The organism is Prauserella muralis, assembly GCF_003202285.1.
Lineage (GTDB): Bacteria > Actinomycetota > Actinomycetes > Mycobacteriales > Pseudonocardiaceae > Prauserella_B > Prauserella_B muralis.
Genome location: NZ_MASW01000001.1, coordinates 702579 through 727797, shown reverse-complemented (window position 1 = coordinate 727797; position 25219 = coordinate 702579). Strand labels below are relative to the sequence as shown.

27 protein-coding genes are annotated in these 25219 nt (G+C 72.9%); 19 read left to right on the top strand and 8 right to left on the bottom strand.

Annotated features, from left to right (window positions below):
* The first annotated feature begins 103 nt into the window (after nt 1–103).
* The 10 genes from purD to BAY60_RS04340 all read left to right on the top strand — a co-directional run bounded on the left by purD (nt 104) and on the right by BAY60_RS04340 (nt 8472).
* Nucleotides 104–1366, top strand: a complete 1263-nt coding sequence (purD, locus tag BAY60_RS04385; RefSeq protein WP_112279509.1) for a phosphoribosylamine--glycine ligase — start codon at nt 104–106, stop codon at nt 1364–1366.
* A 128-nt stretch (nt 1367–1494) separates the two neighbouring features.
* The gene (locus BAY60_RS04380; protein ID WP_112279508.1) at nt 1495–1935 is read left to right on the top strand and encodes a hypothetical protein; all 441 of its coding nucleotides are present in this window, start codon (nt 1495–1497) and stop codon (nt 1933–1935) included.
* Nucleotides 1919–2500: a DUF3558 domain-containing protein gene (locus tag BAY60_RS04375; protein ID WP_245992317.1), complete on the top strand. Its 582-nt coding sequence runs from the start codon at nt 1919–1921 to the stop codon at nt 2498–2500. The genes BAY60_RS04380 and BAY60_RS04375 overlap by 17 nt, the downstream gene beginning before the upstream one ends.
* Before the next feature lie 9 nt (nt 2501–2509).
* On the top strand, nt 2510–4249 hold the full coding sequence (locus BAY60_RS04370; RefSeq protein ID WP_112279507.1) for a PPE domain-containing protein: 1740 nt from the start codon (nt 2510–2512) through the stop codon (nt 4247–4249).
* On the top strand, nt 4246–5025 hold the full coding sequence (locus BAY60_RS04365; RefSeq protein WP_281272706.1) for an ESX secretion-associated protein EspG: 780 nt from the start codon (nt 4246–4248) through the stop codon (nt 5023–5025). The genes BAY60_RS04370 and BAY60_RS04365 overlap by 4 nt, the downstream gene beginning before the upstream one ends.
* A 97-nt stretch (nt 5026–5122) precedes the next feature.
* Nucleotides 5123–5437 carry a hypothetical protein gene (locus BAY60_RS04360; RefSeq protein WP_112279506.1) on the top strand — a complete coding sequence of 105 codons (315 nt, stop codon included), beginning with the start codon at nt 5123–5125 and terminating at the stop codon, nt 5435–5437.
* A complete protein-coding gene (locus BAY60_RS04355) occupies nt 5434–6576 on the top strand; it encodes a transglycosylase SLT domain-containing protein (protein ID WP_112279505.1) in 1143 nt (380 codons plus the stop codon). The genes BAY60_RS04360 and BAY60_RS04355 overlap by 4 nt, the downstream gene beginning before the upstream one ends.
* Nucleotides 6577–6632: 56 nt before the next feature.
* Nucleotides 6633–7793, top strand: a complete 1161-nt coding sequence (locus BAY60_RS04350) for a pyridoxal phosphate-dependent aminotransferase (protein ID WP_112279504.1) — start codon at nt 6633–6635, stop codon at nt 7791–7793.
* A gap of 130 nt (nt 7794–7923) precedes the next feature.
* Nucleotides 7924–8109 (top strand): hypothetical protein, encoded by a 186-nt coding sequence (locus BAY60_RS04345; RefSeq protein ID WP_112279503.1) that lies wholly within the window; start codon nt 7924–7926, stop codon nt 8107–8109.
* Between the two features lie 12 nt (nt 8110–8121).
* On the top strand, nt 8122–8472 hold the full coding sequence (locus BAY60_RS04340) for a DoxX family protein (RefSeq protein ID WP_112279502.1): 351 nt from the start codon (nt 8122–8124) through the stop codon (nt 8470–8472).
* A gap of 11 nt (nt 8473–8483) precedes the next feature.
* Here BAY60_RS04340 and BAY60_RS04335 read toward each other — a convergent pair whose 3' ends face one another.
* Nucleotides 8484–9062, bottom strand: a complete 579-nt coding sequence (locus tag BAY60_RS04335; protein ID WP_245992316.1) for an HAD family hydrolase — start codon at nt 9060–9062, stop codon at nt 8484–8486.
* Entirely contained in the window at nt 9059–10090 is a 1032-nt protein-coding gene (locus tag BAY60_RS04330) for a threonine aldolase family protein (RefSeq protein WP_112279501.1), read from the bottom strand. The genes BAY60_RS04335 and BAY60_RS04330 overlap by 4 nt, the downstream gene beginning before the upstream one ends.
* Nucleotides 10091–10225: 135 nt before the next feature.
* Between BAY60_RS04330 and BAY60_RS04325 the strand changes: the two genes are divergently transcribed.
* The 6 genes from BAY60_RS04325 to BAY60_RS04300 all read left to right on the top strand — a co-directional run bounded on the left by BAY60_RS04325 (nt 10226) and on the right by BAY60_RS04300 (nt 15386).
* Nucleotides 10226–10735, top strand: coding sequence for a SigE family RNA polymerase sigma factor (locus tag BAY60_RS04325; RefSeq protein ID WP_112279500.1), 510 nt, complete (start codon nt 10226–10228; stop codon nt 10733–10735).
* A complete protein-coding gene (locus BAY60_RS04320; RefSeq protein WP_112279499.1) occupies nt 10728–11453 on the top strand; it encodes a hypothetical protein in 726 nt (241 codons plus the stop codon). Before BAY60_RS04325 ends, BAY60_RS04320 begins: the two co-directional genes overlap by 8 nt.
* Before the next feature lie 26 nt (nt 11454–11479).
* Nucleotides 11480–12058, top strand: coding sequence for a TetR/AcrR family transcriptional regulator (locus tag BAY60_RS04315; RefSeq protein WP_112279498.1), 579 nt, complete (start codon nt 11480–11482; stop codon nt 12056–12058).
* 77 nt (nt 12059–12135) lie between these two features.
* Complete coding sequence (gene purB, locus BAY60_RS04310; protein ID WP_112279497.1) at nt 12136–13566, top strand: adenylosuccinate lyase; 1431 nt, start codon at nt 12136–12138, stop codon at nt 13564–13566.
* 132 nt (nt 13567–13698) lie between these two features.
* A complete protein-coding gene (locus BAY60_RS04305) occupies nt 13699–14613 on the top strand; it encodes a sulfite exporter TauE/SafE family protein (protein ID WP_112279496.1) in 915 nt (304 codons plus the stop codon).
* Nucleotides 14614–14699: 86 nt separating this feature from the next.
* Nucleotides 14700–15386, top strand: a complete 687-nt coding sequence (locus BAY60_RS04300; protein ID WP_211330179.1) for a DUF2334 domain-containing protein — start codon at nt 14700–14702, stop codon at nt 15384–15386.
* On the opposite strand, the gene BAY60_RS04295 is transcribed toward BAY60_RS04300, so the two are convergent.
* On the bottom strand, nt 15349–15984 hold the full coding sequence (locus BAY60_RS04295; protein WP_112279495.1) for an MBL fold metallo-hydrolase: 636 nt from the start codon (nt 15982–15984) through the stop codon (nt 15349–15351). The genes BAY60_RS04300 and BAY60_RS04295 overlap by 38 nt on opposite strands.
* Before the next feature lie 71 nt (nt 15985–16055).
* Nucleotides 16056–16742 carry an EthD domain-containing protein gene (locus BAY60_RS04290; protein WP_112279494.1) on the bottom strand — a complete coding sequence of 229 codons (687 nt, stop codon included), beginning with the start codon at nt 16740–16742 and terminating at the stop codon, nt 16056–16058.
* 157 nt (nt 16743–16899) lie between these two features.
* Here BAY60_RS04290 and BAY60_RS04285 point away from each other — a divergent pair, with 157 nt between their 5' ends.
* Together BAY60_RS04285 and BAY60_RS04280 are read left to right on the top strand one after the other, a co-directional pair.
* Nucleotides 16900–18381, top strand: a complete 1482-nt coding sequence (locus tag BAY60_RS04285) for an aldehyde dehydrogenase family protein (protein ID WP_112279493.1) — start codon at nt 16900–16902, stop codon at nt 18379–18381.
* Nucleotides 18382–18539: 158 nt separating this feature from the next.
* Entirely contained in the window at nt 18540–19310 is a 771-nt protein-coding gene (locus BAY60_RS04280) for an IclR family transcriptional regulator (protein WP_112279492.1), read from the top strand.
* A 1-nt stretch (nt 19311) separates the two neighbouring features.
* Here the strand turns inward: BAY60_RS04280 and BAY60_RS04275 are convergent, their stop codons facing one another.
* Nucleotides 19312–21087 (bottom strand): ABC transporter ATP-binding protein, encoded by a 1776-nt coding sequence (locus tag BAY60_RS04275; RefSeq protein ID WP_112279491.1) that lies wholly within the window; start codon nt 21085–21087, stop codon nt 19312–19314.
* Nucleotides 21088–21150: 63 nt separating this feature from the next.
* Here BAY60_RS04275 and BAY60_RS04270 point away from each other — a divergent pair, with 63 nt between their 5' ends.
* Nucleotides 21151–21594 carry a MarR family winged helix-turn-helix transcriptional regulator gene (locus BAY60_RS04270; protein ID WP_245992315.1) on the top strand — a complete coding sequence of 148 codons (444 nt, stop codon included), beginning with the start codon at nt 21151–21153 and terminating at the stop codon, nt 21592–21594.
* Here BAY60_RS04270 and BAY60_RS04265 read toward each other — a convergent pair.
* The 3 genes from BAY60_RS04265 to BAY60_RS04255 are packed head-to-tail and all read right to left on the bottom strand — an operon-like array spanning nt 21580 to nt 25044.
* Complete coding sequence (locus tag BAY60_RS04265) at nt 21580–22944, bottom strand: aldehyde dehydrogenase (NADP(+)) (protein WP_245992314.1); 1365 nt, start codon at nt 22942–22944, stop codon at nt 21580–21582. The two genes, BAY60_RS04270 and BAY60_RS04265, sit on opposite strands and share 15 nt — an antisense overlap.
* Nucleotides 22934–24100, bottom strand: a complete 1167-nt coding sequence (locus BAY60_RS04260; RefSeq protein WP_112279490.1) for a mandelate racemase/muconate lactonizing enzyme family protein — start codon at nt 24098–24100, stop codon at nt 22934–22936. The genes BAY60_RS04265 and BAY60_RS04260 overlap by 11 nt, the downstream gene beginning before the upstream one ends.
* The gene (locus tag BAY60_RS04255; RefSeq protein WP_112279489.1) at nt 24097–25044 is read right to left on the bottom strand and encodes a U32 family peptidase; all 948 of its coding nucleotides are present in this window, start codon (nt 25042–25044) and stop codon (nt 24097–24099) included. The genes BAY60_RS04260 and BAY60_RS04255 overlap by 4 nt, the downstream gene beginning before the upstream one ends.
* Nucleotides 25045–25219 lie beyond the last annotated feature (175 nt).

The window sequence follows — 25219 nt, the reverse complement described above, 5'->3', positions numbered from 1 at the left end:
GGACACCTTTCTCGGCGGCCACGACGGCAGGGCGACGGCCGGGCTGCCGCAGGAGGACATGCGGGTGAACGGCGGGCTACCCCCGCGGCTACCCTGGTCACCCGTGCGCGTCCTGGTTATCGGCTCCGGAGCCCGTGAGCACGCCATCGTCCTCGCCGCCTCGCACGACCCGGCGGTCACGGCGCTCGCCTGCGCGCCCGGCAACGCCGGGATCGCGGCGCTCGCCGAGCCGCTCGGCGCCGACCTCACCGATCCCAAGGCCATCGCCGGGGCGGCCGCCCGCTGGAAGGCCGACCTCGTGGTCGTCGGGCCCGAGGTGCCCCTCGTCGCCGGCGCCGCCGACGCGGTGCGCGCCGAGGGCATCGCGTGCTTCGGCCCCTCGGCCGCCGCCGCCCGCATCGAGGGCTCGAAGGCCTTCGCCAAGGACGTGATGGCCGCCGCCAAGGTGCCGACGGCCCGCAGTGAGGTGGTCGACAACCCGGCCCACCTCGACACCGCCCTCGCCCGCTTCGGCCCCACCTGGGTGGTCAAGGACGACGGCCTCGCCGCGGGCAAGGGCGTCGTCGTCACGCAGGACCTGCCGGAGGCGCGCAAACACGCGCTGATGCTGCTCGACGGCGGCCACCCGGTGCTGCTCGAGTCGTTCCTGGACGGGCCGGAGGCCTCGCTGTTCTGCCTCGTGGACGGCCACACCGTGGTGCCGCTGCTGCCCGCGCAGGACTTCAAACGGGTCGGCGATGGCGACGCGGGACCCAACACCGGCGGCATGGGCGCCTACGCGCCGCTGCCGTGGGCGCCGCCGAACCTGGTCGACGACGTCGTCGCCACCATCGTGCAGCCGGTGGTGGACGAGCTCGCCGCGCGGGACGCCTCGTTCTCGGGGCTGCTCTACGCCGGGCTCGCGCTGACCTCCGACGGCCCGCAGGTGATCGAGTTCAACTGCCGTTTCGGCGACCCGGAGACCCAGGCCGTGCTGGCCCTGCTGCGCACGCCGCTGGCCGGCCTGCTGCACGCCACCGCCACCGGCACGCTCGCCGGGCAGCCGCCGCTGGAGTGGGCCGACGGCGCGGCCGTCACCGTGGTCGTCGCGGCCGACGGCTACCCCGGCAAGCCGCGCACGGGCGACGTCATCACCGGCAGCGAGGGTGAGGGTGTGCTGCACGCGGGCACCCGCCGCCGCGACGACGGCGCCGTCGTGTCCAGCGGCGGCCGGGTGCTCTCGGTCGTCGGCACGGGCGCCGACCTGGAGGAGGCCCGCTCCGAGGCCTACGAGCGGATCGGCAGGATCAACCTGCCCGGCGCCCACCACCGGACCGACATCGCGCTGCGCGCATCCCGCGGCGAGGTCGCGATTCCCGCCGGCTAGGACTCCGCCGGAGAAACCGGGAACCGGTCCCGGGTGCGGTCCGTCCAACTTCAGGTCGCCGTCACAGTCGCCTTGGTAGCCTGCGCTCGGAGATGAGTCAGCTACCGGCCGTAGCAGGGGGTGCGCGCATGGCAGGCAACACCGAGCAGGCCGAGCCGACGTCGTTCGACCTGGGTTCCGTGTTCCGCGGCGGTGCCGGCGTGTCCGCGCTCGCGTCCAGCGTGCCCGCCGTCCCCGCGGCCAGGGACATCGAGATCGCGCCGGACAAGGTCCTCGACGTCGCCAGCATCATCGAGGACCAGGCCGAGGAGCTGCAGCGCAAGCTCGCCGAGCACCTCGGTGCGTTGCGCATCCAGCCGCCCTCCGAGGACACCGTCTCCACCCATGCCGTCCAGGCGTGGAACCAGGTCGTCGCGGGCGGCGAGGGCTCCTACGAGCGCAGGGTCCGCGCGTACGTGCAGGGCCTGCGCGACCTCGCCGGGCAGCTGCGCGAGGCGAGCAAGCGGTACCAGCTCAGCGAGCAGGAGAAGGCCGAGGCCTTCGGTGACCGGCGTGTCCACGAGGCGTAGCCTCGCGCTGCTCGGCTGCGCCGCGGTCCTGCTGACCGGCTGCACGAGCACCGAGGGCGGCACCCCCAGCCCAGCATCCGGAGACCGGGCCCGGCCCAGCGAGCCGCAGCGCCGACCCGCGGAGCTCTCGCTGGAGGGCGTCGACCCCTGCACCCTGTTCACCGGAGCCCAGCTCGACGAGCTGAAGGTCAACAGCGTGCCGCGCACCACCGACGAGGGCAGGGACGGACCCACCTGCTCGCTCGACGCCGACCGCACGCCGCCCTACCACAGCTTCTACGTGGAGGCCGTGCCCGCCGACCTGCGGGAGTGGATCGACGGTGACCGGCACAAGGACGTCATGACCAGCGACAGCATCGACGTGCTCGGCTTCCCGGCGCTGGTCACGCACGCCAGGGACGGTGCGGCGAGCGACTGCGAGACGCTGGTCGGCGTCGCCGAGGGACACACCCTGCGCACCCAGATGTACCCGCTCGACCCGAGCGCGTTCACCCAGCGCCAGATGTGCGACCTGGCCACGCGGGTGGCGACGCTCGCGGTGCAGAACCTTCAGGCCACGAGGTAAGGACCCGGCATGGACAACGTCGACATTCCCGCCCTCGCCGAGCGGATCAGCGAGCACCGGTTCACCGGCTACACCGACAACATGCTCGCCGACGAGATCGACCGGTTCCGCTCCGGGCCCGGCCCCGCGGGCATCAGCGCGGCGGTGGACGCGCTGAAGGCCGTGGGGCAGGCCCTCACCGAGACCGAGCGGACGCTGAGAACCGAACTCGGCAAGCTCGGCGTGCGATGGCACGGCGACGCGGCCGAGGCCGCCCGTGCGGTGTTCTCCGGGCAGGCGGACTTCTCCGGCGAGGCCACCGAGAAGGTCAACGACTCCGCCGAGCGCATCTTCGCGCAGGGCGAGGCGTTCAACCGCACCCTGCACAAGCTGCCGGACGCGCAGACCCTGCGGGAGGGCGCCGGCGGCTACGGGCTGTGGGACTCCATGGCGAGCCTGCTCGGCTTCGAGACCGACAACACCCGCAGGGTCCAGGCCGCGCGGGAGGCCCGCCAGCAGGCGGTCGAGGCACTCGACGACTACGCCAGGGACAGCGGCGAGAACCTGCAGGGCTTGCAGGAGCTGGCCTCACCGCAGGCCGTCCACGCCGACACCGGGCCGCGGCTGCCCGGCTCGGTCGACGCGGGCGGAGGTCCCGGCGACGTCACCACCACCGCTGGTGCCACGGACGCGCCGGCGAGCGCCCCGGCGCCCGGGCAGGCCCCGCCCGCCAGGCCGCAGGCCGCGCCCGCCGCGGGCGTGAGCTACCACGCGGCCACCCCGGCCCTTGGCCTGCCCGCCCAGCAGCCACCGGCCAGAACCACCGGCACCGCACGCCCCGCCGCCACCCCCGCGCAGCCGGCGGCGCCCAGCAGCGCGCCCACCACCCCGGCCGCCTCGGCAGGCGGGGTCACCGGCGTCGCGGGCGTGAGCAGGCAGGCGCAGCAGCCCTCGTCCGGCACGCACCCCTCGCCCGGCACGGGAGGCACCGCCACCCCGGCCGTGCCCGGAGCACCTGGCACGTCAGGCACGCCAGGCACCGGCGGCCTTCCCGGCACTCCCGGTGCGGGCCCGGCGGAGCGCCCCTCGGGCGGCGCCGTCGGCTCCGGCAAGGCACCCGTCCCCGGCGCGGGTGTGCCCGGCAAGCTCGGCGGCGGGGTGCCCGGTGCCGTCCAGGGCGCCACCCCGGGTACGCCGGGAACCCCCGGAGTCCCCGGCGCCACTCCGCCGCCCGCGGCCGGGCTCGTGGGCGGCAAGCCCGCCGCGCCCGGCGGCGGAGCGGCCTCCGACGACCAGCAACTCGCCCGGGGCAAGTCCGTCGGCGCCGGGCCGCAACCGGCGTCCCCGGTCACCGGCAGCGCGGGTGGCGGCGGCTTCGGCGCCCCGCCCAGGGCGGGTGCCTCGTTCAACGACCTCGGCGCCGGCGCGGCCGCGATCGGCGCGGGCGGTGTCGCGGGCGCGCTGAGCGGCGACGGTGAACGCCGGGGCCGCGGTGTCGGGCGCAGCGCTCCCGGCGCCGCCCGCTCGCCGCACCAGCTGGCGATGGGCGACCTGCCGGAGGAGGAGGCCCGCGCCCAGCGCAACTCACAGCGCCTTGCCCCCGGCTCCGAGCCCCGGCGCGGCGGCTACCTGGAGAAGGCGTCCGGGCCGGAGGAGGACGAGCTCGGGCACGTGCGCCGGTTCGGCGTCGAGGACAGCGACCTGTTCACCGACCAGCGCATGGTCAGCCCGGACGTCATCGGCGACGACGACACGGACGGGCGCCGGTGACGGCTGCCGGTGGAGGCGGCAGCATCGTGCTGTCCACCCTCGAATTCGACATGCTCTGGGAAGCCGAGCGGCTGCCCGAGCGGCACGTGACCCTCGACGTTGCCAGCCCCGGCGTCACCCGCACCGAGCGGGCGCGGCTGGTGGAGCAGGCATGGGACTCGCTCGCACGGCGGCGGCTGGCCAGGGGGAGGCAGGCTTCGGCCGACGTCGTCGACCTGCTGAACCTGTTCGCGCACCCCAAGGTCAGCGTGGACCTGTGGATCTGGGCCGACCGGCGGATCTCCGGGCTCGCCGCGAGCGTCGGCGGCCAGGCCCTGCTCGGCGTCGTCGACGGCGACGAGGTGTGGCTGATCCCGGCACGGGACTCCTCACTGGCCGAGACGGCCGTGTCCGTCGCCGGGGACCGGGCGCCCGGGGTCGGGCGCTCGGTGAGCGTGCCCCACGACGTGCTCGTCGCCGCCGACGCCGAGGCCCGCGGTGACGCGAAGGCGCTCGTCACCGCCCTCGAGGATCGCGGCGTCGAGCTGTGGCAGGCACAGGAACTCGCGGGGATGCTCATCGGCATGGCCACCCGCGGCCAGTTCGGCGCGCAGCGGGCGGGCCGCGACGGTCGCGTCCGGCGGGCGGGCCGGGTCGTCGCCTTCCACGACACCGACGCGGGCCGCTACCTGTTCGAGGTGCGCCCCGGCGCCGACGGCCGCCCCTGGGCCACGGTCGCCCCCGCCGACAACACCCTGCTGGCGCAGCGGGTGTGGGAGTTGCTGGACGAGGTGTGAGCCGCCCAGCGCGGTCGTACAGTTGGCGCGGAACCGCCGAGGGGATGGCCGCGTCGAACCGGCGGATGACATGGGGTGTGAAGGGGAGGACACAGCTGTGCCCGTCTACGACGCAGACTCGATGCTCCTCACCGCGGGCAAGGTCGACAAGCTCGCCGAGGACTTCCGGGCAGCGAAGGCGAAGCTGAAGGGCGTCGAGGGCGAAAGCCCGTTCGGAGAGGTCGAGGACGAGCACGACCCCGACCGGGTGGACGGCGCGCTCGGCTCGTTCACCAGCGGAATGCAGGGCGAGTTCGAGACCGCCGCGGGCCTCATGTCGGCCGCGAGCACCGCGCTGCGCGACGCCGTGGCCGCGATGACCGAGGCCGACCACGTGGCCGCCGACAACCTCACGCTGCGGGAGGGGTCGTGACCGGCGCGGGCCTACCTGCCGAGTGGTCGCAGGTCGAGTCGAGGGCCGCGAAGGTCGAGAAGGTCAACCCCGGCGAGATCCAGGCGGTGGCGCGGCAGTTCGACGAGGCGTCCCGCAACGCGGGCGACCACACGTCGGGTCTGAAGAACGCGGCCGCGCCGCTGCAGGACGGCGGCGTGTGGGCGGGCCCGGCCGCCGACGCCTTCTTCGACTACGTCGCCAAGGTCGCGGCGGCCGGCGACCGCGTGCGCGACAGGCTCGACGAGGCCGCCCGTGAGCTGACGTCGCTGCAGCAGACCCTGTCCGACCTCAAACGGCAGATCCAGAGCACCAAGGCCGACGCCCGCAGGGCCATCGACGACCGCAACGAGCAGGCCGAGACCGAGGCGCAGGCCGCGCGCACCGCGATGGAGCAGTTCACCAGCGGCGCGCGGGACACTCCGCCGTCACCCACCGCGGAGGAGATCATCGATAGGGCAGGCCGCGCCAACTCCCGGACCGCCCAGGACGCGGCCGAGCGCATCGACGCGCTGCTGCGGCAGTCCAACGACGCGATCAAGCGCGCGCAGCGGCTGATGAAGACCGAGATCGACGGCGGCTTCTCCAGCGTGCCGCCGCCGGGCTCGGGTGGGTCGCAGATGGCCTCCACCGGCGGCATCAGCGGCGGCGGCGACTACAGCGGCGGGGGAGGCTCCGGAGGGGGCGGCGGTGCCGGCGGCGGTGGCGGTTCCGCGGGCGGACTCGGCGCGAGCGGCGGCCCGCCGTCGAGCGGCCCTCCTCCCGGCAACGTCGACCAGTGGATCCGGGAGGCCATCAAGATTCTCCAGGCCAACGGCATCCCGGTGACCGAGGAGAACATCGACGAGATCTGGACGATCATCGAGAAGGAGTCCGGCGGCGACCCGCACGCCATCAACCTCTGGGACAGCAACGCCGCGAAGGGCACCCCGTCGAAGGGGCTGATGCAGTGCATCGACCCGACCTTCGACGCCTACAAGCTGCCAGGGCACGGCGACATCTACAACCCGGTGGACAACATCATCGCCGGTGTCCGCTACACCTTCGACCGCTACGGCGGCTTCGAAGGGCACCCCGGTCTGGCCTCGATGGCGTCGGGCGGCGGCTACCAGGGCTACTAGCGCGCCGAGCGACCGCACGCCGCTGAGCGGGGGGCTCGGCACGCTACCGTGGCCGCATGGTGGACTTCGCGCCGTTTCCCGGCCCGGCCCAGCGCGCGGACGTGGCGCCGTTCCACGTCATGGAGGTGCTCTCGGCGGCGCAGGCCCGCCAGCGCACGCACGGCGACGTGATCGCGCTCTGCGCGGGCCAGCCCACCGCGGGCGCACCGCAGCCGGTGCTCGCCGCGGCGGAGCGGGCGCTGCGCGGCGACCTCGGCTACACCGTGCAGCTCGGCATCCCGGAACTGCGGGAGGCCATCGCCGCGCACTACGAACGCGGCTACGGGCTGGAGGTCGGCCCGCAGGACGTCATCGTCACGACGGGCTCGTCGGGCGGGTTCCTGCTGTCGTTCCTCTCGGCGTTCGAGGCGGGCGACCGGGTCGCGATGGCGCGGCCCGGCTACCCCGCCTACCGCAACCTGCTCGCCGCGCTCGGCTGCGAGGTGGTCGAGTTCGCCACCGACGAGAGCACCCGCTTCCAGCCGACCACCGACCTGCTCGACGAGCTGGGTCCGATCCAGGGGCTGATCGTGGCCAGCCCCAGCAACCCCACCGGCACCGTGCTGCCGCCCGGGGAGCTGGCGGCCATCGCGGGCTGGTGCTCCTCCCGCGGCGTGCAGCTGGTCAGCGACGAGATCTACCACGGCATCTCCTACGAGGCCGAGCTCGGCTGCGCCTGGCAGACCTCCACCGAGGCGCTGGTGCTCGGCTCGTTCTCCAAGTACTTCGCCATGACCGGCTGGCGGCTCGGCTGGATGCTCGTGCCGCAGCGGCTGCACCGCGCCGTGGACGTGCTCACCGGCAACTTCAACATCTGCCCTCCCGCGCTGGCCCAGCAGGCGGCCGTCGCCGCGTTCACGCCGGAGTCCTACGCCGAGCTCGACGGGCACGTCGCGCACTACCGCGCCAACCGGGACCTGCTGCTCAAGGGTCTTGCCGAGATCGGCCTCGACCGGGTGGCGCCCGTCGACGGAGCCTTCTACGCCTACGTGGACGTCTCCGCGCACACCGACGACAGTCTCAGCTGGTGCCAGCGGCTGCTGGCCGACACCGGCGTCGCCATCACCCCGGGCATCGACTTCGATCCGGTGGAGGGCGGCCGGTTCGTGCGGTTCTCCTTCGCGGGCGACTCCGGTCAGCTCGCCGAGGGCGTGCGCAGGCTCGGCGACTGGCTGTAGCCGCACACCGGTCGGGGGGAACCCCGAGTTTTCCCTGAACGTTGACCGAGCGGAGAGCTTTTTCGTGCCGCCGCGTGCCAACCTGGATCACGAGGCCGCATGGCTTCCCTAGTGCAGCGGAGGAAAGGTCATGTTCTGGAAGATCGTCGGCGCACTGCTCCTGGCCTGGGTCGCGTTCATGGTGATCGGCTCCGTTGTCGGGTTCCTCGTCAAGGCCGTGTTCTGGATCGCGCTCATCGGTGGCGCGGTCTTCCTCGGCACCGCGGCCTACGGCGCGATCAAGGGCGGCAAGACCAACAAGCAGATCCGCTCCTAGGCCCCACCGCGCATGTCGCTCGTCATCGGGGTGTTGTCGCTCCTGCTGACGGTGGCGTTCGTCGGCGCGGGCGGGGCGCGGCTCGCCGGTGCGGAGCCGTTGCGCGGTTATGCCGAGCACCTGGGCATCTCGGCGCGGGGCAACCGCGCGATCGGAGCACTGGAGCTGGCCGCGGCGGCGGGGCTGATCGTCGGTTTCTGGTTCCGCCCGGTCGCGCTCGCCGCGTCCATCGGGCTCGTGCTGATGATGATCGGCACGGTGTTCCGGCACGTGCGAGCGCGTGACCCGGTCGCCGTCGCCTCACCGGCCACGACGCTCGGCGTGCTGGCCGTCGCCAACGCCGTGCTGCTCGGCCTCGCCTGAAACGTCGGGCCCTACACCGCCGCGGCGGTGTAGGGCCCGAGCCAGCGATGGGCACGCAGGCCCGCCGCGCGGGCACCGTCCACATTGGCCTGCTTGTCGTCGAAGAACAGGCAGTCGGCGGGATCGGCGCCCAGCCGGGCCAGCAGCACCTCGAAGATCGCGCTGTCCGGCTTGGCGATGCCGAGGTCGCCGGAGAACACCAGCTCCCTGAAGTGCCGCGCCCACGGCTGCCGTTCGGCGAAGCGCGCGAACGACACCGGGGCGTTGGACAGCAGCGCCAGCGCCGAGCCTGCCTCGGCCAGCGCCTCCAGCAGTTCCACCGTCGAGGGCTCCACGTGCGACCAGCCCTCGATGTCCAGGCGGGTCAGCTCGTCGGACAGCACGGTGTCCACGTCGACGCCCACCGTCGCGCCGACGGCCTGCCAGTACAGCGCGTCGCTCGCTCCCCGGTCGTAGGCGTCGCGGCAGGCCCAGTACGCGGGCTCGAACGTCTCGGCGGGCACGCCCATCCGCGCCGCCAGTTTCGGGATCGCCTCCGTGCGGGAGCAGAGCACCTCGCCGTAGTCGAACACCAGCCAGCGGGTCGTCACCGGTTCAGCTCCTTGATCCGGGTCAGTGCGTCGTCGACATCGGCCGCCGTCACGTCGCGGTGGGTGACGAAGCGGACCATCCCGGCCATCGGCAGCGCCAGCACGCCGCTGCCGCGCAGCTGGTCGAGGGTCAGCGCCACGTCCGGTACGCGGGCCAGCACGATGTTGGTCTGCGGCTCCGTGGTGTCCCAGCCCAGCTCGCGCAGGCCGGTGGCCAGCGCTCGCGCGTTGGCGTGGTCCTGTGCGAGGTCGCCGATGCGGTCGAGTGCGAGCAGCCCCGCGGCGGCCAGCACGCCACCCTGGCGCACCCCGCCACCGAGCATCTGCCGCATCCGCCGCGCCTGCTCGACGAACTCCTCGCCGCCCGCCACCACCGAGCCCACCGGGGCGCCGAGGCCCTTGCTGAAGCACGCCGACACGGTGTCGACACCGACGGTCAGTGCCGCGGGTGGCAGGCCCAGCGCGGCCGCCGCGTTCCACAGGCGTGCGCCGTCGAGGTGCACGGTCAGCCCGGCACCGCGTGCGGCCGCGACCAGCTGGGCGTGCTCGTCGGGCGGGGTGATGGCGCCTCCGGCCGCGTTGTGGGTGTTCTCCAGGCACAGCAGCGTGGTGTGCAGCGCGTAGTAGGGCCCCGTGCGGGTGCCCGCCGAGGCACGCACCGCGCGCGGAGAGGGTCTGCCGGGGCCGCCGTCGTGGTCGAGGGGCTCCGGCATGCCACCCGCCAGCCACGCGGCCGAGCCGAGCTCGTTGTTCAGCACGTGCGCGCCGCGCGTGGCCAGGAAGCGGTCGCCCCGGTGCAGGTGGATCGACAGGGCGATGAGGTTGGCCATGGTGCCGCTCGGCGTCCACAGGGCCGCCTCGGCGCCGAGCAGGTCCGCGGCTCTCTCCTCGAGCGCGCGCACGGTGGGATCGGTGTCGATGACGTTGTCGGCGACCTCCGCTCTGGCCATGGCCGCGCGCATCTCCTCATCCGGCCGGGTGACGGTGTCGGAGCGGAAGTCGAGCGGCGGAGTGCTGGCGAAGGTCACGGTCCGATCACATCACATCGTTAGTTGATCTCACAATGGAGTCCGCCCGCGCGCGATCTCGCGCGGGCGTGCAACCGTGGAGGCCGCCACTTCCGTCCAGTCATCGACAACACAACCGACCGGGGAACCATCCGCGTGGACCACCGCGACGAGCAGGAGTTCGCGGAGTACTTCGCCGCGAGGCGAGACTCCGTGCGCAGAACCGCGTACCTGCTCTGCGGCGACTGGCACCGGGCCGACGACCTGGCGCAGACGGCGTTCGTGGCGCTGCACCGGCGGTGGCGCAAGATCCGCGACCGCGCCGCCACCGACGCCTACCTGCGCACGACGCTGGTCCGCGCGGCGATCGACGAGTCCCGGCGGCCGTGGCGACGCGAGCGGTACACCGACACCCCGCCCGAGCCGCCACCGTCGGCCGACCCGCTCGCCGACCGGGTGGCGACGCGAGAGGACCTGCTGGCGGGCCTGCGCAGGGTGCCGCCGAGGCAGCGCGCGGTGCTGGTGCTGCGCTACTTCGAGGGGCTCGACGTCAGCGGCGTCGCCAAGGTGCTCGGGTGCAGCGAGGGCAACGTCAAGAGCCAGACCGCGCGGGGGCTCGCCAACCTGCGGGACGTACTGGGTGAGGAGGTGGACACGCATGGATGAGCGGGACCTGAAGGAGCTGTTCCGGGACGCGCCGGGCGAGCCGCCGCCGCCCCGGTTCACCGCCGCCGACGTGGCCGCCGCCTCCCGGCGCGCCACCGCGAGGCGACGCAACACCATCGCGGGAGTGGCCGCCGCCGTCGTCGTGCTCGCGGGAGGAACTGCGGGCATCCTGGGAGCAGTGCTCAGCCCCGGGCAGGGCGAGTCGGCGTCGCAGGCGCAGGCGCCCGCCATGGGCGAGGCCTCCGGCGACGTCAGGGGCCAGGAGCAACCCGGGCCGTCGCAGGAGCGTCCCCTGAGCACGGACGCGGAAGGCTTCCCGCGGACCTCGCCGAAGCAGGGCGGCGAGGCGAGCGGGGAGGCCGGCCGGCAGGCCGGCAGCACCTCCGGGTGCGACAAGGTCGACCGGGAGCTCGCCACCGCCCTCGCTGGCGAGCTCCCGGTCACCGCCGAGACCGGGGCGCGGCCCGGTCGTGTGTGTCCGACGGGCTCGCGCTCCGCGGGGTTCCCGGTCGACGGCGGAACGATCACGGCGGTGCTCGTGCCGGGCAGGGACGTGCCGAGCGTGGCGGACCAGCCGGAGGGCACCCGCACCGCCCACAGCGCCACCGCGGGCGGCGGCACCGTGCTGGTCGTGAGCACCCCGGCGGACGGCGCGGCGTCCGCGCCGCTGGCCGGTGACCTCGATCGCATCGCGGTGGCGCTCGCCAGGCGCTTCTAGAACGGGGAGTGGCAAACTAGCCCGCCATGACGTCAGCAGCGAGCACGCCGAAAGGTGAACGCAGGCGGGCGGCCCTGGTGACGGCCGCGGCCGAGCTGCTGTTCGAGGGCGGCTTCGACGCCATCCGGCACCGCGCCGTCGCCGAGCGGGCCGGCCTGCCGCTGGCCTCCACCACCTACTACTTCGACTCGCTCGACGACCTCATCTACGCGGCGATGGAGCACTACGGGCGTTCGGAGCTGGCGCGGGGCCGGGCGCAGCTGGCCGGGCTCAGCACCGAGCACCGCGGCACGGAGACGCTCGTGGAGCTGGTGCTCGACCAGCTGCTCGGCGAGGACGCCGAGTACGAGGCCGTGCTGCTGCGCTACGAACGCCTCGTCGCCACGGGGCGGCGACCGTATCTGCGGCCACTCATGCGCACGCTCGCGGCCGAGCTGAGGGAACTGCTGACCGAGATCTTCGCCAGGTCGGGCGTCGCCATCGACGCGCGACGGCTCGAACAGCTCATCGCGCTGGTCGATGGCGCGGTGGTGAACGCGCTCATCGAGGTGGACCCCGACCCGAGGGCCGCCGCGGCGCGCATGCTGAGGGCCGCACTGGGCTGAAGCCGGGACAGTGCTCGGGGTGGCCGACGGACCCTGCGCTGCACCTGTGACCTGCGTCGCCGGTTAGCCTGGCTGGCGTGACGGACAAGCCTCGTATCCCGAACGTGCTCGCGGGCCGCTACGCCTCGCCGGAGCTGGTCGAGCTGTGGTCGCCGGAGCGCAAGGTCATGCTGGAGCGCGAGCTGTGGCTGGCCGTGCTCAGGGCGCAGAGCGAGCTCGGGGTCGAGGTGCCCGGCGGCGTCCTCGCCGACTACGAGCGGGTGCTCGGCGAGGTGGACCTCGCCTCGATCGCCGCCCGCGAGCGCGTCACCCGGCACGACGTGAAGGCGCGCATCGAGGAGTTCAACGCCCTCGCCGGGCACGAGCACGTGCACAAGGGCATGACCTCGCGCGACCTCACCGAGAACGTCGAGCAACTGCAGCAGCGCCGCTCGCTGGAGCTGCTGCGGCAGCGGGCGGTCGCGGTGCTGGCACGGCTGGGGTCGCTGGCCGCCGAGCACGCCGGGCTGGTGCTGGCAGGCCGCTCCCACAACGTCGCCGCGCAGGCCACGACGCTGGGCAAGCGGTTCGCCACCGCGGCCGACGAGCTGCTGGTCGCCTTCGAACGCCTCGACGAGCTCATCGCCCGCTACCCGCTGCGCGGCATCAAGGGCCCGGTGGGCACGGCGCAGGACATGCTGGACCTGCTGGGCGAGCCCGGCAGGCTGGAGCAGCTGGAGTCCCGGGTCGCCACGCACCTCGGATTCGACCGCAGGTTCACCAGCGTGGGCCAGGTGTACCCGCGCTCACTGGACTTCGACGTGCTGTCCACGCTCGTGCAGGTGGCGGCGGCGCCGTCGAGCCTGGCGAAGACGATCCGCCTGATGGCGGGCCACGAGCTGGTCACCGAAGGTTTCCAGCCCGGCCAGGTGGGTTCCTCGGCGATGCCGCACAAGATGAACACCCGCTCGTGCGAGCGGGTCAACGGGCTCGCCGTGGTGCTGCGCGGGCACCTGTCGATGGTCGGCGAGCTGGCCGGTGACCAGTGGAACGAGGGCGACGTGTCCGACTCGGTGGTGCGCAGGGTCGCGTTGCCGGACGCGTTCTTCGCGCTCGACGGGCTGCTGGAGACCTTCCTGACGGTGCTGGACGAGTTCGGCGCCTTCCCCGCCGTGATCGACAGGGAACTGGCGCGCTACCTGCCGTTCCTGGCGACCACCAAGGTGCTCATGGCGTCCGTGCGCGCCGGGGTCGGCAGGGAGACCGCCCACGAGGCGATCAAGGAGCATGCCGTGGCCGTCGCGCTGGCGATGCGCGAGCAGGGACAGTCGGAGAACGACCTGGTCGACCGGCTCGCCGCCGACGAGCGGCTGCCGCTGGACCGGCCCGCGCTCGACGCGCTGCTCGCCGACCGCCTCTCGTTCACCGGGACGGCGGCCGCGCAGGTCGAGGCAGTGTGCGCGCGCGTCGACGACCTCGTGAAACGATTCCCCGATGCCGCCGCGTACCGACCAGCCCCGATCCTGTAGCGCGACTGTGTTCCAGCACCCAAGATGTGGGACAACGTGGACCGCCCTGTGGGCGTCTGTCAGGATCGTGCCCATGGGCAGTGACTCGATCGCGCTGGTGCAGCGCCGGCACGTCGATAGCTGAGGCCGCGGATGCATTCCTTGCTGCTGTTCGGCCTGGCCGGTTTCCTGGCCCAGCTCGTGTCGGGCACGCTCGGCATGGGCTACGGCATGACCTCCACCACGGCGCTCGTGGCGTTCGGCACCGCCCCGGCCATCGCCTCGGCGTCGGCCCACTTCGCGCAGGCGGGCACGTCGCTGGCGTCCGGTCTCTCGCACTGGAAGTTCCGCAACATCGACTGGCGCACGGTCGGCATCCTCGCCGTGCCCGGCGCCGTCGGTTCCGTGCTCGGCGCGTTCGTGCTGGTGTCGCTGTCCGTGGACTTCGCCAGCGTGTGGATCAGCACCATCCTGTTCCTGCTCGGGATGTACGTGCTGGTCCGGTTCGCGTTCCTCAAGCTCGGCAAGCTGATCACCGACAAGCGGCCGGGCGCCCGGTTCCTCGGTCCGCTCGGGTTCATCGCCGGGTTCATCGACTCCACCGGCGGTGGCGGCTGGGGCCCCGTGGCCACCACGACACTGCTGTCCAGCGGCAGGCTGGAGCCGCGCAAGGTGGTCGGCTCGGTGGGCGCGGCCGAGTTCGTCGTCACGGTGGCCGCGAGCGTGGCCTTCCTCATCGCGCTGTCCCACGAGGGAATGGACTGGACGGTCGTCGCCGGGCTGCTCATCGGTGGTGTGATCGCCGCACCGATCGGGGCGTGGCTGACCCGCCACATGCCGCCGCGCCTGCTCGGCATCGCCGCCGGCGCGCTGACCATCCTCACCAACGGCTGGCTGGTGCTGCGCGTGCTGGGGGCGTCGAAGCCCGCCATCGCCGTCGTCTACGTCGGCCTCGTGACGCTGATCGCCGCCGCCGTGCTGTCGGGCCTGCGCTCCATGCGCGAGGAGAAGCGCATCAACGCCCTGGTCGGTGAGGACGAGCCGAGCGAGGAGCGCGCCCGCCGCTGAGCGGCAGGCGCCACCGACGTCGCCCTTTCACCAGGAACTCACCTCGGGGTCAACCCGCGGTCATCCCCGTAGTGCCTCATGGAGGCATGGAAGCGTCCCTGCTGGTGTCGCTGTCCGGGATCGGCGCCCGGACGCTGCACCGTTGCGCCGACCTGGCCGCCGAGCTCGACCGGCGAGGGGTTCCGCTGTCGATGCTGTTCACGCCCAGCACGGGTCACGGCTCGCCGGGCGCGCTGGCCTGGCTGCGGCAGCGGGCAGGCCAGGGCGACGCGGTGCTGCTGCACGGCTACGACCACCGGATCCGGGCGGAGTTCGCGGCACTGCCCGCCCACGAGGCGAGGCTGCGGCTGATCGCGGCCACGGCGTCGCTGGACAGGGCGGGGCTGCGGACCACCGCGTTCGCGCCGCCGCGCTGGCGGGTCTCGCGGGGCACGCTGGAGGCGCTGCGGCACCACGGTTTCTCGCTGTGCGCCGACCTGTCGGCGGTGCGCGACCTGCGCACGGGGCGGACGTGGCGGGCACGGGTGCAGGGCTTCGGCAGCCAGGGTCAGCGCACGGAGACGGTGCGCTGCTTCGCCCTGGTGCTCAGTGCCGGGCGGGCGGCACGGAAGGGCGGCCTCGTGCGGCTGGGCGTCGACACCGCCGACCTGGCGCGGCCGGGCAGGCGGCAGGCGTTCCTCGATGCCGTGGACCTGGCGCTGGAGCAGGGCGCGGCCGGACGCACCTACCCGTCGCTCACAGCCGCACCGGCTCAGCCCGCGGCAGCACCCTGACCTCGGTGCCGTCGGGCGCGAGGTTGGTGAACAGCCCGTAGTGCAGCTCCGGCTTGGCCAGCACCGCCTCGTGGATGGGCACGGCGATGCGGGGCGCGACGGCACGCAGGTAGTCCACCGCCTCGCCCGCCTTGAGCCACGGCGCGCCGGTGGGCAGGCCGAGCACGTCGATGCGCTGGTCGGGCACGAAGAACGAGTCGCCGGGGTGGTAGAACGCGCCGTGGCCGATCACGAAGCCGACGTTGGGCACGACGGGGATGTCGGCGTGGATCGTGGCGTGCTGGCCGCCGACGACGTTCACCGCCGTGCCGCCGATCTCGAAGGCGTCACCGGGCTGCGCGGTGCGCGAGGCCAGGCCCAGCTTCTCCACGGTGGCGGCGGTGCCCGGGTCGGTGACGAGCTGTGCGCCCGGGTTGGCTTCCAGCAGCGCGGGCAGCTTCTCCGAGTCGATGTGGTCGAAGTGCTGGTGGGTGATCAGTACGGCGTCGAGGTCGCGTTGCGTCTCGAACCCGGTGGAGAACGCACCGGGGTCGAACAGAAGCCGCGCGCCGTCGGTCTCCACCAGCACACAGGAATGTCCGAAGTGGACGATTTGCATCGGTTCTCTCCCCTGGGTCGACGGCTGTCCACCCTACGCGCGGAGCAGGGCGTCACCAAGGGCAGCGCCGGCTACCGGAGGTAGCGCTCGGACTCGGCGAGCAGGACGACGGCATTGCCCGCCTTCGTCACCAGCCCCTCGAACGCGTCGCGGTCGCGGTTCACCCCGGCCTCGAACGCGGAGACGGTGGGCCACCACAGTTGCCGTGCGCCGAGGAAGGGCGGGTCGTCGCCGTGCACGGCCCGTGAGGGGTGGTTGCGGACGTGCCGGAACGCCCCGATCCGCCTGCCCAGCCCGGCGTCCTCCTCGCCCGCCCAGTGCGGGTTGCCGTCGCGCCGCACGAACTGCAGCAGCTTCGCCGACACGGGACGGTCGAGGTGCAGCCACAGGGCGTCGGCGTGGGTGGCGCCGTCCTGCTCGCTGATCCGCGGGGTGAGCACCTCCTCCTCCGTCTGGAACACCTCCAGGCGGGACAGGTCGACGAACTTCGGCTCGTCCGGTTCGACGTGCCGCCGGTAGTACGGCTCCTCCCCGAAGCCGGCCGCGTCCTGCGCGGTGTCGAAGGCCACCTCCGTCACCCCGTCGAACTCGGCCTGGCCGTCGCCGAGCAGGTTCGTGTGCGTCTGGTGGCTGAGCACGTAGCCGCGCACGGTGGGGACCCGGCTTTCCAGGGTGGCGTGGGGATGCCGCCAGTGATCGTGGAACTCCCGCGGCGAGACGCCGTCGGCGCGCGGGGCAAGGGCGAAGAAGTGGATCATCTCGGGTTCCTCGGGCCGTCGGGTCGTCGCTGGTGCGTCGTTCCTCGTGCGGGTTCCCCGCCTCGTGCTGTGCCATGCTGGCGGTAGGGACGAAGTAGTTGGCAAGGCGCCAGCAAGCCGCCTAGGCTTGCGCCCGAGCCGACCTGATGGAGGCACGATGACCACTGCGCCCACGGCCGGACCGGCGACGGAGACCTTCGACTCGCTCAACCCGGCGACCGACGAGGTGATCGGCACTTATCCGGTGCACGGCGCCGACCAGGTGCGGGCGGCGGTGGGCCGGGCCCGGCAGGCAGCCGCCTGGTGGGACTCCCTCGGCTTCGACGGCCGCGCGGAGCGGCTCGCCCGCTGGCGGGGCATCCTGGCGCGCAGGCTTCCCGAGCTGTGCGAGGTGGTGAGCCGCGAGACCGGCAAGCCCCGCGGCGACGCGCAACTGGAGATCGTGCTCGCCATCGAGCACCTCGCCTGGGCCGCGAAGAACGCGCGCAAGGTGCTCGGCCGCAAGCGCAGGGCACCCGGCCTGCTGCTCGCCAACCAGGCAGCCACCGTCGAGTACCAGCCGCTCGGCGTCGTCGGCGTGATCGGGCCGTGGAACTATCCGGTCTACACGCCGCTCGGCTCGGTCAGCTACGCGCTGGCGGCGGGCAACGCCGTGGTGTTCAAGCCCAGTGAGTACACCCCCGCGGTCGGGGCGTGGCTCGTCGACGCCTTCGCCGAGGCGGTCCCCGAGCAGCCCGTGCTCCAGCTGGTCACCGGATTCGGCGCCACCGGCGCCGCGCTGACCACCGCCGGGGTCGACAAGATCGCGTTCACCGGCTCCGCGGCCACCGGACGCAAGGTGATGGCCGCCGCCGCCGAGACGCTCACGCCGGTGGTCATCGAGGCGGGCGGCAAGGACCCGGTGCTGGTGGACGCCGACGCCGACCTCGACGCCGCCGCCGACGCCACCGTGTGGGGCGCGTTCTCCAACGCGGGCCAGACCTGTGCGGGCGTCGAACGCGTCTACGTCCACGAGCGGGTCTACGACGAGTTCGTGGCCAAGGTCGTCGCCAAGGCCCGCGACGTGAATCCCGGTGCCGACTACGGGCCGATGACGATGCCGTCGCAGCTGGACGTGGTGCGCAGGCACATCACCGACGCGCTGGCCCGGGGCGGGCGAGCGCTCGTCGGTGGCAAGGACGCCGTGGGCGAGCGCTTCGTGGAGCCGACCGTGCTCGTCGACGTCCCGGAGGACTCCGCCGCCGTGCGCGAGGAGACGTTCGGGCCGACGGTCACCATCGCCAGGGTCGCCGACATGGACGAGGCGATCGAGAAGGCCAACGACTCCGCCTACGGTCTCGGCTCCACCGTGTTCTCCCGGCGGCGCGGGATGGAACTGGCCCGCAGGCTGCGCACCGGGCAGACGGCGATCAACGCGCCGCTGTCGTTCGCGGGCATCGCGGCCTTGCCGTTCGGCGGGCTCGGTGACTCCGGCTTCGGGCGCATCCACGGCCCCGAGGGGCTGCGCGAGTTCGCCCGCCCCAAGGCCATCGCCAGGCAGCGCTTCACCGCGCCCATCGCGCTGACGACGTTCGCCCGTACCCCCAGGACCGAGGCCCTCGTCGGCAAGCTCATCACGAAACTGCACGGCCGCAGGTAACCGGATCCCCCGGAGCCGAGTTCCCCAATGCGGCATTGGTAGCGCTGAACGCTACGAATGCCGCATTGGGGAAGTTGAACGCTACGAATGCCACATTGGGGAGCTTTGGCCATCGCGCTGCGTCCGGGATTTCGGATGGGTTCTGGTAGGCTGGACGGATGGCTCGCCTGGTACCGGCCGTCCTTCGTGCCGCCGACATCCTGGAACTGTTCCTCGGCGACGAGGCCACGCTGTCGGCAGGCGAGATCGCCGAACGGCTCGGCCTGCCGCGCTCGACCACCCACGAACTGCTCACCACGCTCGTCGAACGGCAGTATCTCGTCCGGCGCTCCGGTGAGGAGACCACGTTCCGGCTCGGTCCTCGGCTGCTGGAGCTCGGCTCCCGCTACCAGCAGCGGCTCGAGTTCGCCGCCGAGGCCGACGCGGTGGCCCGGCAGGTGGCCGCCGAGTGCCGCGAGACCGTGCACGTCGCCGTGCTCGACGGGCTCGACGTCGTGTACCTGTCCAAAATCGACTCCACCCACTCGGTGCGGCTGATCTCCGAGGTGGGGCGGCGGCTGCCCGCGCACTGCACCGCCGTGGGCAAGGTGCTGCTCGCCGGGCTCGACCCCGAGGACCTGGCCGGCCGGCTGCGCGGGCACAAGCTGGTGGCGCTGACGGAGAACAGCATCACCTCCCGGACCCGGCTGCGCGAGCAGATCGCCCAGGTGCGGGCCTCCGGCGTCGCACACGAACGCAGCGAGTCCAATCCGGACGCCGGGTGTGTCGCCGCGCCGGTCGTCGACGCCCAGGGCGAGTGGGTCGCGGGCATGAGCATCTCCATCCCGACGTCGCGCCACGCCGACGAGCTGTGGCCCCGCTGGGAGAAGCTGGTGCGGGAGGGTGCCGCCGAGCTGTCCCGGCGGCTCGGCGGACGGCTGCGCGTCTGAATCACACCGTCGCCAGTGGACTCGCGTCGCGGTCCACCAGCGCCGCATAGAGGCCGCCCTCGGCGAGCAGTTCCTCGTGCGTTCCGCCCTCGGCGACCCGGCCCCTGTCCAGCACCACGATCTGGTCGGCGTCGCGCACGGTCGACAGCCGGTGCGCGATGGTGATGGTCGTGCGCCCCGCCGCAAGGTCGTTGATCGCCTGCTGCACGGCGAGCTCGGTCTGCGTGTCGAGCGCGCTCGTCGCCTCGTCCAGCACCAGGATCGGCGGGTCACGCAGGATCGTGCGCGCGATGGCGAGCCGCTGCTTCTCGCCGCCGGAGAACCGGTAGCCACGCTCGCCGACGAGCGTGTCGTAGCCGTCGGGCAGTGCCGCGATGTGCTCGTGGATCTGCGCGGCCCTGGCTGCCGCCACCAGCTCGTCGTCGGTGGCGTCGGGCTTGGCGAACCGGAGGTTGTCCGCCACCGACGCGTGCAGCAGGTACGTCTCCTGCGACACCACGCCCACCGCCCGCGCGAGCGTGTCGAAACTCAGCTCGCGCACGTCGACGCCGTCGATCGTCACCGCCCCACCGGTGACGTCGTAGAGCCGCGGAACGAGGTAGCTCAGGGTGGTCTTGCCCGAGCCGGTCTCGCCGACGATCGCCAGGCTGCCGCCCGCGGGCACCGTGAGGTCGACGTGCTCCAGCGTCGGCTCGGCGCCGTCGTAGGAGAACGACACGTCGTCGAAGCGCACCTCGCCGCGCACCGGGTTCAGTGCCACCGGCCGCGTGGGCTCGGTGATGTCCACGGGCAGGTCCAGGTACTCGAAGATCCGGTGGAACAGCGCCAGTGAGCTCTGCAGTTCCACGCCCGTCTGCAGCAGGGACATGGTGGGCCGGAACAACGTCTGCTGCAGCGTGACGAAGGCGACGAGCGTGCCCAGCGAGATCATCGGCACGCCGAAGGCACTCGTCACACCTGCCGACCAGTAGATCAGCGCGGGCAGCGCGGCCATCACGATCTGGATCGTGGACATGCGCCAGCGGCCCGCCATGCTCGACTCGACCTCCAGGCGGGCGAGCCGTTGCGACTCGTCGGCGAAGGTGTCGGTCAGCGACGCCGAGCGGCCCATGGTGCGACCCAGCAGGATGCCGCTCACCGACAGCGACTCCTGCACGCTCGACGACATCGTCGCCAGCTGCTGCTGCCGTCGCGCGGTGATCTTCTTGCGCTCGGAGCCGACCCGGCGGCTGATCCAGACGAACAGCGGCATCAGCAGCAGCGACACCACGGTCAGCCGCCAGTCGAGCGCCAGCATGGCGACGACCGTGGCCACCACCGTGGTGACGTTGGACACCAGCGACGTCGCGGTGGAAGTGACGGTGGACTGCATGCCGCCGATGTCGTTGGCGATGCGGGACTGCACCTCGCCGGTGCGGGTCCGGGTGAAGAAGGCCAGTGACATCCGCTGCAGCCGCGCGTAGACGGCGGAACGCAGGCCGTGCATGACGTGCTGCCCCACCCGTGTGGACAGGTACGTCTGGAGGACGTTGAACACGCTCGTGGCGACGGCCACGGCGATCATGCCGCCGATCAGCAGGCTCAGCAGGCCGAGCCGTTGTTGCGGGAGGGCGACGTCGAGCACCTCGCGCAGCAGGAACGGCGAGGCCACCGACACCAGCGAGGACAGCCCGACCAGCAGGCCGACCACGGCGAGCGTGCGCCAGTGGGGCCGGAACAACCGCAGGATCCGGCGCACGGGCACCGGCTCCCTGGGTGAGTCGTGGGTATCAGGCATACACCGAGTATAGCTCTTAATTACCTAAGTTCACAATTACCTAGACTCTGCTATGCTGGACGCGTGACCGTGGACGAAGGCGAAGGCCGTCTCGGTGAGTTGTTCATGCGCCTGGCGCGCCGTACACACGTGCTGCAGGTGGAGCGACTCACCCCGCTCGGGCTGACGCCGGCCCAGGCGCGGGCGCTGAGCGTGCTCGGCCGGTGCGATCAGCCGCCCAGGATGGCCGAGCTGGCCGAACGCCTCGGTGTGGTGCCGCGCGCGGTGACCCCGATCGTCGACGCGCTGGAGGAGGCCGGGCTCGTCCGCCGCAGGATCGACCCGCACAACCGGCGCTCGACGTTGCTCGAACTCACCGACGAGGGCACGGCCATGCGCACTCGGATGTACCAGGCTCGGGTCGGCGCCGCCGAGGACCTGTTCGCCTCGCTGACCGCCGAGCAGCGCCAGACATTGCTGGCGCTGCTCGAACAGGCCGACGCGGCGACGGCGTCACACCGGCATTAACTGCTTCGGGACGTTCTGGAAGGCCACCGGGCGCAGGAACCGCGCGGTGGCGGTGGTGCCCACGGACGTGTGCAGCGGCGACGTCGTCGCCGGGTACGGCCCGCCGTGGTGCATCGCGTGGGTCACCGACACCCCGGTGGGCCAGCCGTTCCACAGCACCCGGCCCGCCCTGGCCGCCAGCTCCTCCAGCAGTGACGGCGCCACGGCGTCGGACTCCTCGCCGTGCACGGTGCCGGTGAGCTGGCCCTCCAGCGACCGCGCGACGGCCAGCAACTGCTCCTCGTCGTCGTAGCGCACCACCAGCGACACCGGGCCGAAGCACTCGGCGCCCAGCTCGTCGCCGTGCTCCAGCAGCGCCGACGCCGTGGTGGCCAGCAGGGTCGGCGCCGGGCCGTCCTCCGTCTCCGCGCCGCGCACGAGCACCCGGACGTCGGCGTGGCCGGTGAGCCTGCCGAGCCCGGCGGTGTAGCCGGTGGCGATCCGCTCGTTCAGCAACGGCGCCGCCGCCTTGGCGCGCACCCGCTCGGCGGCAGCCTCGGCGAGCCCGGACTCCGACGGCACCACCAGCAGGCCCGGCTTCGTGCAGAACTGGCCCGCGCCCATCGTGAAGGAGTCCACGTATCCGGAGGCGATCTCCCCGGCCCGCGCCTCGGCGGCGGCAGGGGTTACGAACACCGGGTTGACGCTGCCCAGCTCGCCGTAGAACGGGATCGGCTCCGGCCGCGACATCGCCAGGTCGAACAGGGCCCGCCCGCCCCGCAGCGAGCCGGTGAACGCCACCGCCTTCACGCGCGGGTCCAGCACGGCGTCGCGGCCGGCCTCGTCACCGTGGAACACGGCGAACGTGCCCTCCGGCGCACCCGCACCCGTCAGCGCGCGGGCGACGATCTCGCCGGTGGCGTCCGACAGCCGTGGGTGTCCCGGATGCGCCTTGACCGCCACGGGGCAGCCCGCCGCGAGCGCCGAGGCGGTGTCGCCGCCCGCCACCGAGAACGCGAACGGGAAGTTCGACGCCGCGAACACCACCACCGGGCCCAGCGGCACCAGCACCCGGCGCAGCGCGGGCCTCGGGCCCACCGGCCAGTCCGGGTCCGCCTCGTCGGCGATCACCTCGAAGCCCTCCCGCACCTGCCGCGCGAACAGCCGCAGCTGGAACGTCGTGCGCCCCAGCTCGCCCCGCAACCGCGCCTCCGGCAGGTGGCTTTCCTGCTGCGCCAGTGGAACCAGCTCGCCTGCCGCGCCGTCGAGCGCGTCGGCGACGGCGTCCAGCGCGGCCGCGCGCCGCTCGAGCGGCAGCTTCGCCCACGGCCGTGCCGCCGTCTCGGCCGCTGCCAGCACCTCAGCGATCACGGGCAACCCCCTTCGTGCCACGGAACTGCCAGTCCTCCGCGAACAGGTCGAAGCGCGCCGCCTGGAACGGGTGCTCGGCGATGAAGTCGGTGTCCAGCTCCACCCCGAGACCCGGCGCGGTCGGCAGAGCGAAGTAGCCGTCGACCACCTCCGGCATGCCCGGCGCCGCGCGCTTGACGTGCTCGTCGGCGAAGTCGTTGAAGTGCTCCTGGATCTTGAAGTTCGGCGTGCACGCCGCCAGGTGCAGGTTCGCGGTGGTGAGCACGGGCCCGCCGACGTTGTGGGGCGCCACGAGCACGAAGTGTGTCTCGGCGGTGGCGGCGAGCTTGCGGGTCTCCAGAAGGCCGCCGAGGTGGCCGATGTCGGGCTGGATGATGTCGGCGGCCTGCAGCTCGAACAGCTCACGGAACTCCGCGCGCTCGTGGATGCGCTCGCCCGTGGCGACGGGGTGCCGCACGTGCTCGGCGACCTTGGCCAGCGCCTTGAGGTTCTCCGGCGGCACCGGCTCCTCCAGCCAGCTCGGGTCGAACTCGGCGAGGGAGTTCGCGATGCGCACCGCCTCGGCGGGCGCGAACCGGCCGTGCATCTCGACCAGGATCTCCACGTCGGGGCCGACGGCGTCGCGCACGGCGGCGACGAGGTCGATCGACCGGCGCCGCTCCTCGGGCTCCAGCTCCCACTGGCCGGGGCCGAACGGGTCGAACTTCAGCGCCCGGTAGCCGCGCTCCACGACCCGCCTCGCGGCGGCGTGGAACTCCTCGGGCGTGCGCTCGACGGTGTACCAGCCGTTGGCGTAGGCCTTCACCCGGTCGCGGACCTTGCCGCCGAGCAGCCGCCACACCGGCTGGCCCAGCGCCTTGCCGACGATGTCCCAGCAGGCCATCTCGACGCACGCGATGCCGGACATCATGATCTCGCCGGGCCTGCCGTAGTCGCCGCGCTTCATACGCTGCACGAGCGACTCGATGTCGAACGGGTCGGCGCCGGTGACGTGCCGGGGAACGGCCTCGGCGAGGTAGCCGCGCAGCGCCTCGGTGTGGCCGAGCATGCGGGTCTCGCCGACACCCGTGATGCCCTCGTCGGTGTGCAGGCGGACGAACGTCAGGTCGCGCCACGGCGTGCCGAGGACGAACGTCTCGACGTCGGTGATCTTCATACGGTGCTCCTCAGGTCCTTGACGGGCACGGCGAGCCCTTCGGCGGGCAGGGTGGAGGCCACGGCGTCCGGCGCGTAGCGCGCCAGCAGCTCGAGGCCGATCTCGGCGCGGCGGACCCGCTCCCGGCTCAGGCTCACGGCCGTGCCGGTGAGGTGGCTGCCGCTGGGGTAGATGTTGGGCGCGTTGCGCAGCCCGAACTTCAGGTAGACGGGCGCGGCGACCCGCACGATCTCGGCGATCTCGAAGTGCCGCACGAAACCGCCGAGGTCGTCGGGCGACTCGACGTAGATGTCCAGCGGAACGTCCACGGCCGCGCGGATGGCGGCGAGCTGCGCGAGCGAGAGGTCGGTGGGCACGTTGTAGGTGCTCGCGCCGGTCTGCTCGGCGAGCCGGACGGCGGCGGGGTTGGCGAGACCCATCTGCACGCTGACCTTGAACTGCAGGTCGGCGGGCAGCTCCCCGGCCTGCCGCATGCGCTCGGCCACCGACAGCACGCCGAGGTCGGTGACGAGCACGCTGCGGATTCCGGACTCCGCGGTGCGCCGGATGTCCTCCAGCACGTGCACGAGTTGCTCGGTGCCCCGCGCCTGCGCGGCGAGCGGGCCGCCGCCGGGCGCGCCCGCGCCCGCGCCGGTGTCCCACGCCGCGACCGGCCTGGCGAACAGGCTCAGTTCGACGCCGCGGGCTGCGGCGAGGCCCGCCATGACGGACAGTTCCCGCTCGGTGTGCAGCATGCCGCCGCTGCCCTGCGAGAGGCGGTGCACGACGACGCCGCGCGCGTCGGCCTCGCTGTAGACGGCCTCCATCGCCTCGACGCCCTCGACGCTGGGGATCTCCACGCGGTACTGCGCGCCGTCGGGGAAGCGTTTGGTGCTGGCCGGCAGCTCGCCCGGATCGCGCTCCGGCAACCCCAGCGAGCGCAGGAAGGCCCGCGTCCGTTCCACTGAACCCACCGTCCTGTTCGAAATATCGAAAAGCATTCGTTATCGCAGACGACGGTAGAGAACCGTGAAGGGCCGGTCAAGGCCCGCCCGGGGTCGCGCCACAAGATCGTTGACAGGCCAAGGGGTCGCGCTTAGTCTTCGCCGACGAACGTAATCACGGATGGCGTCCGAAATA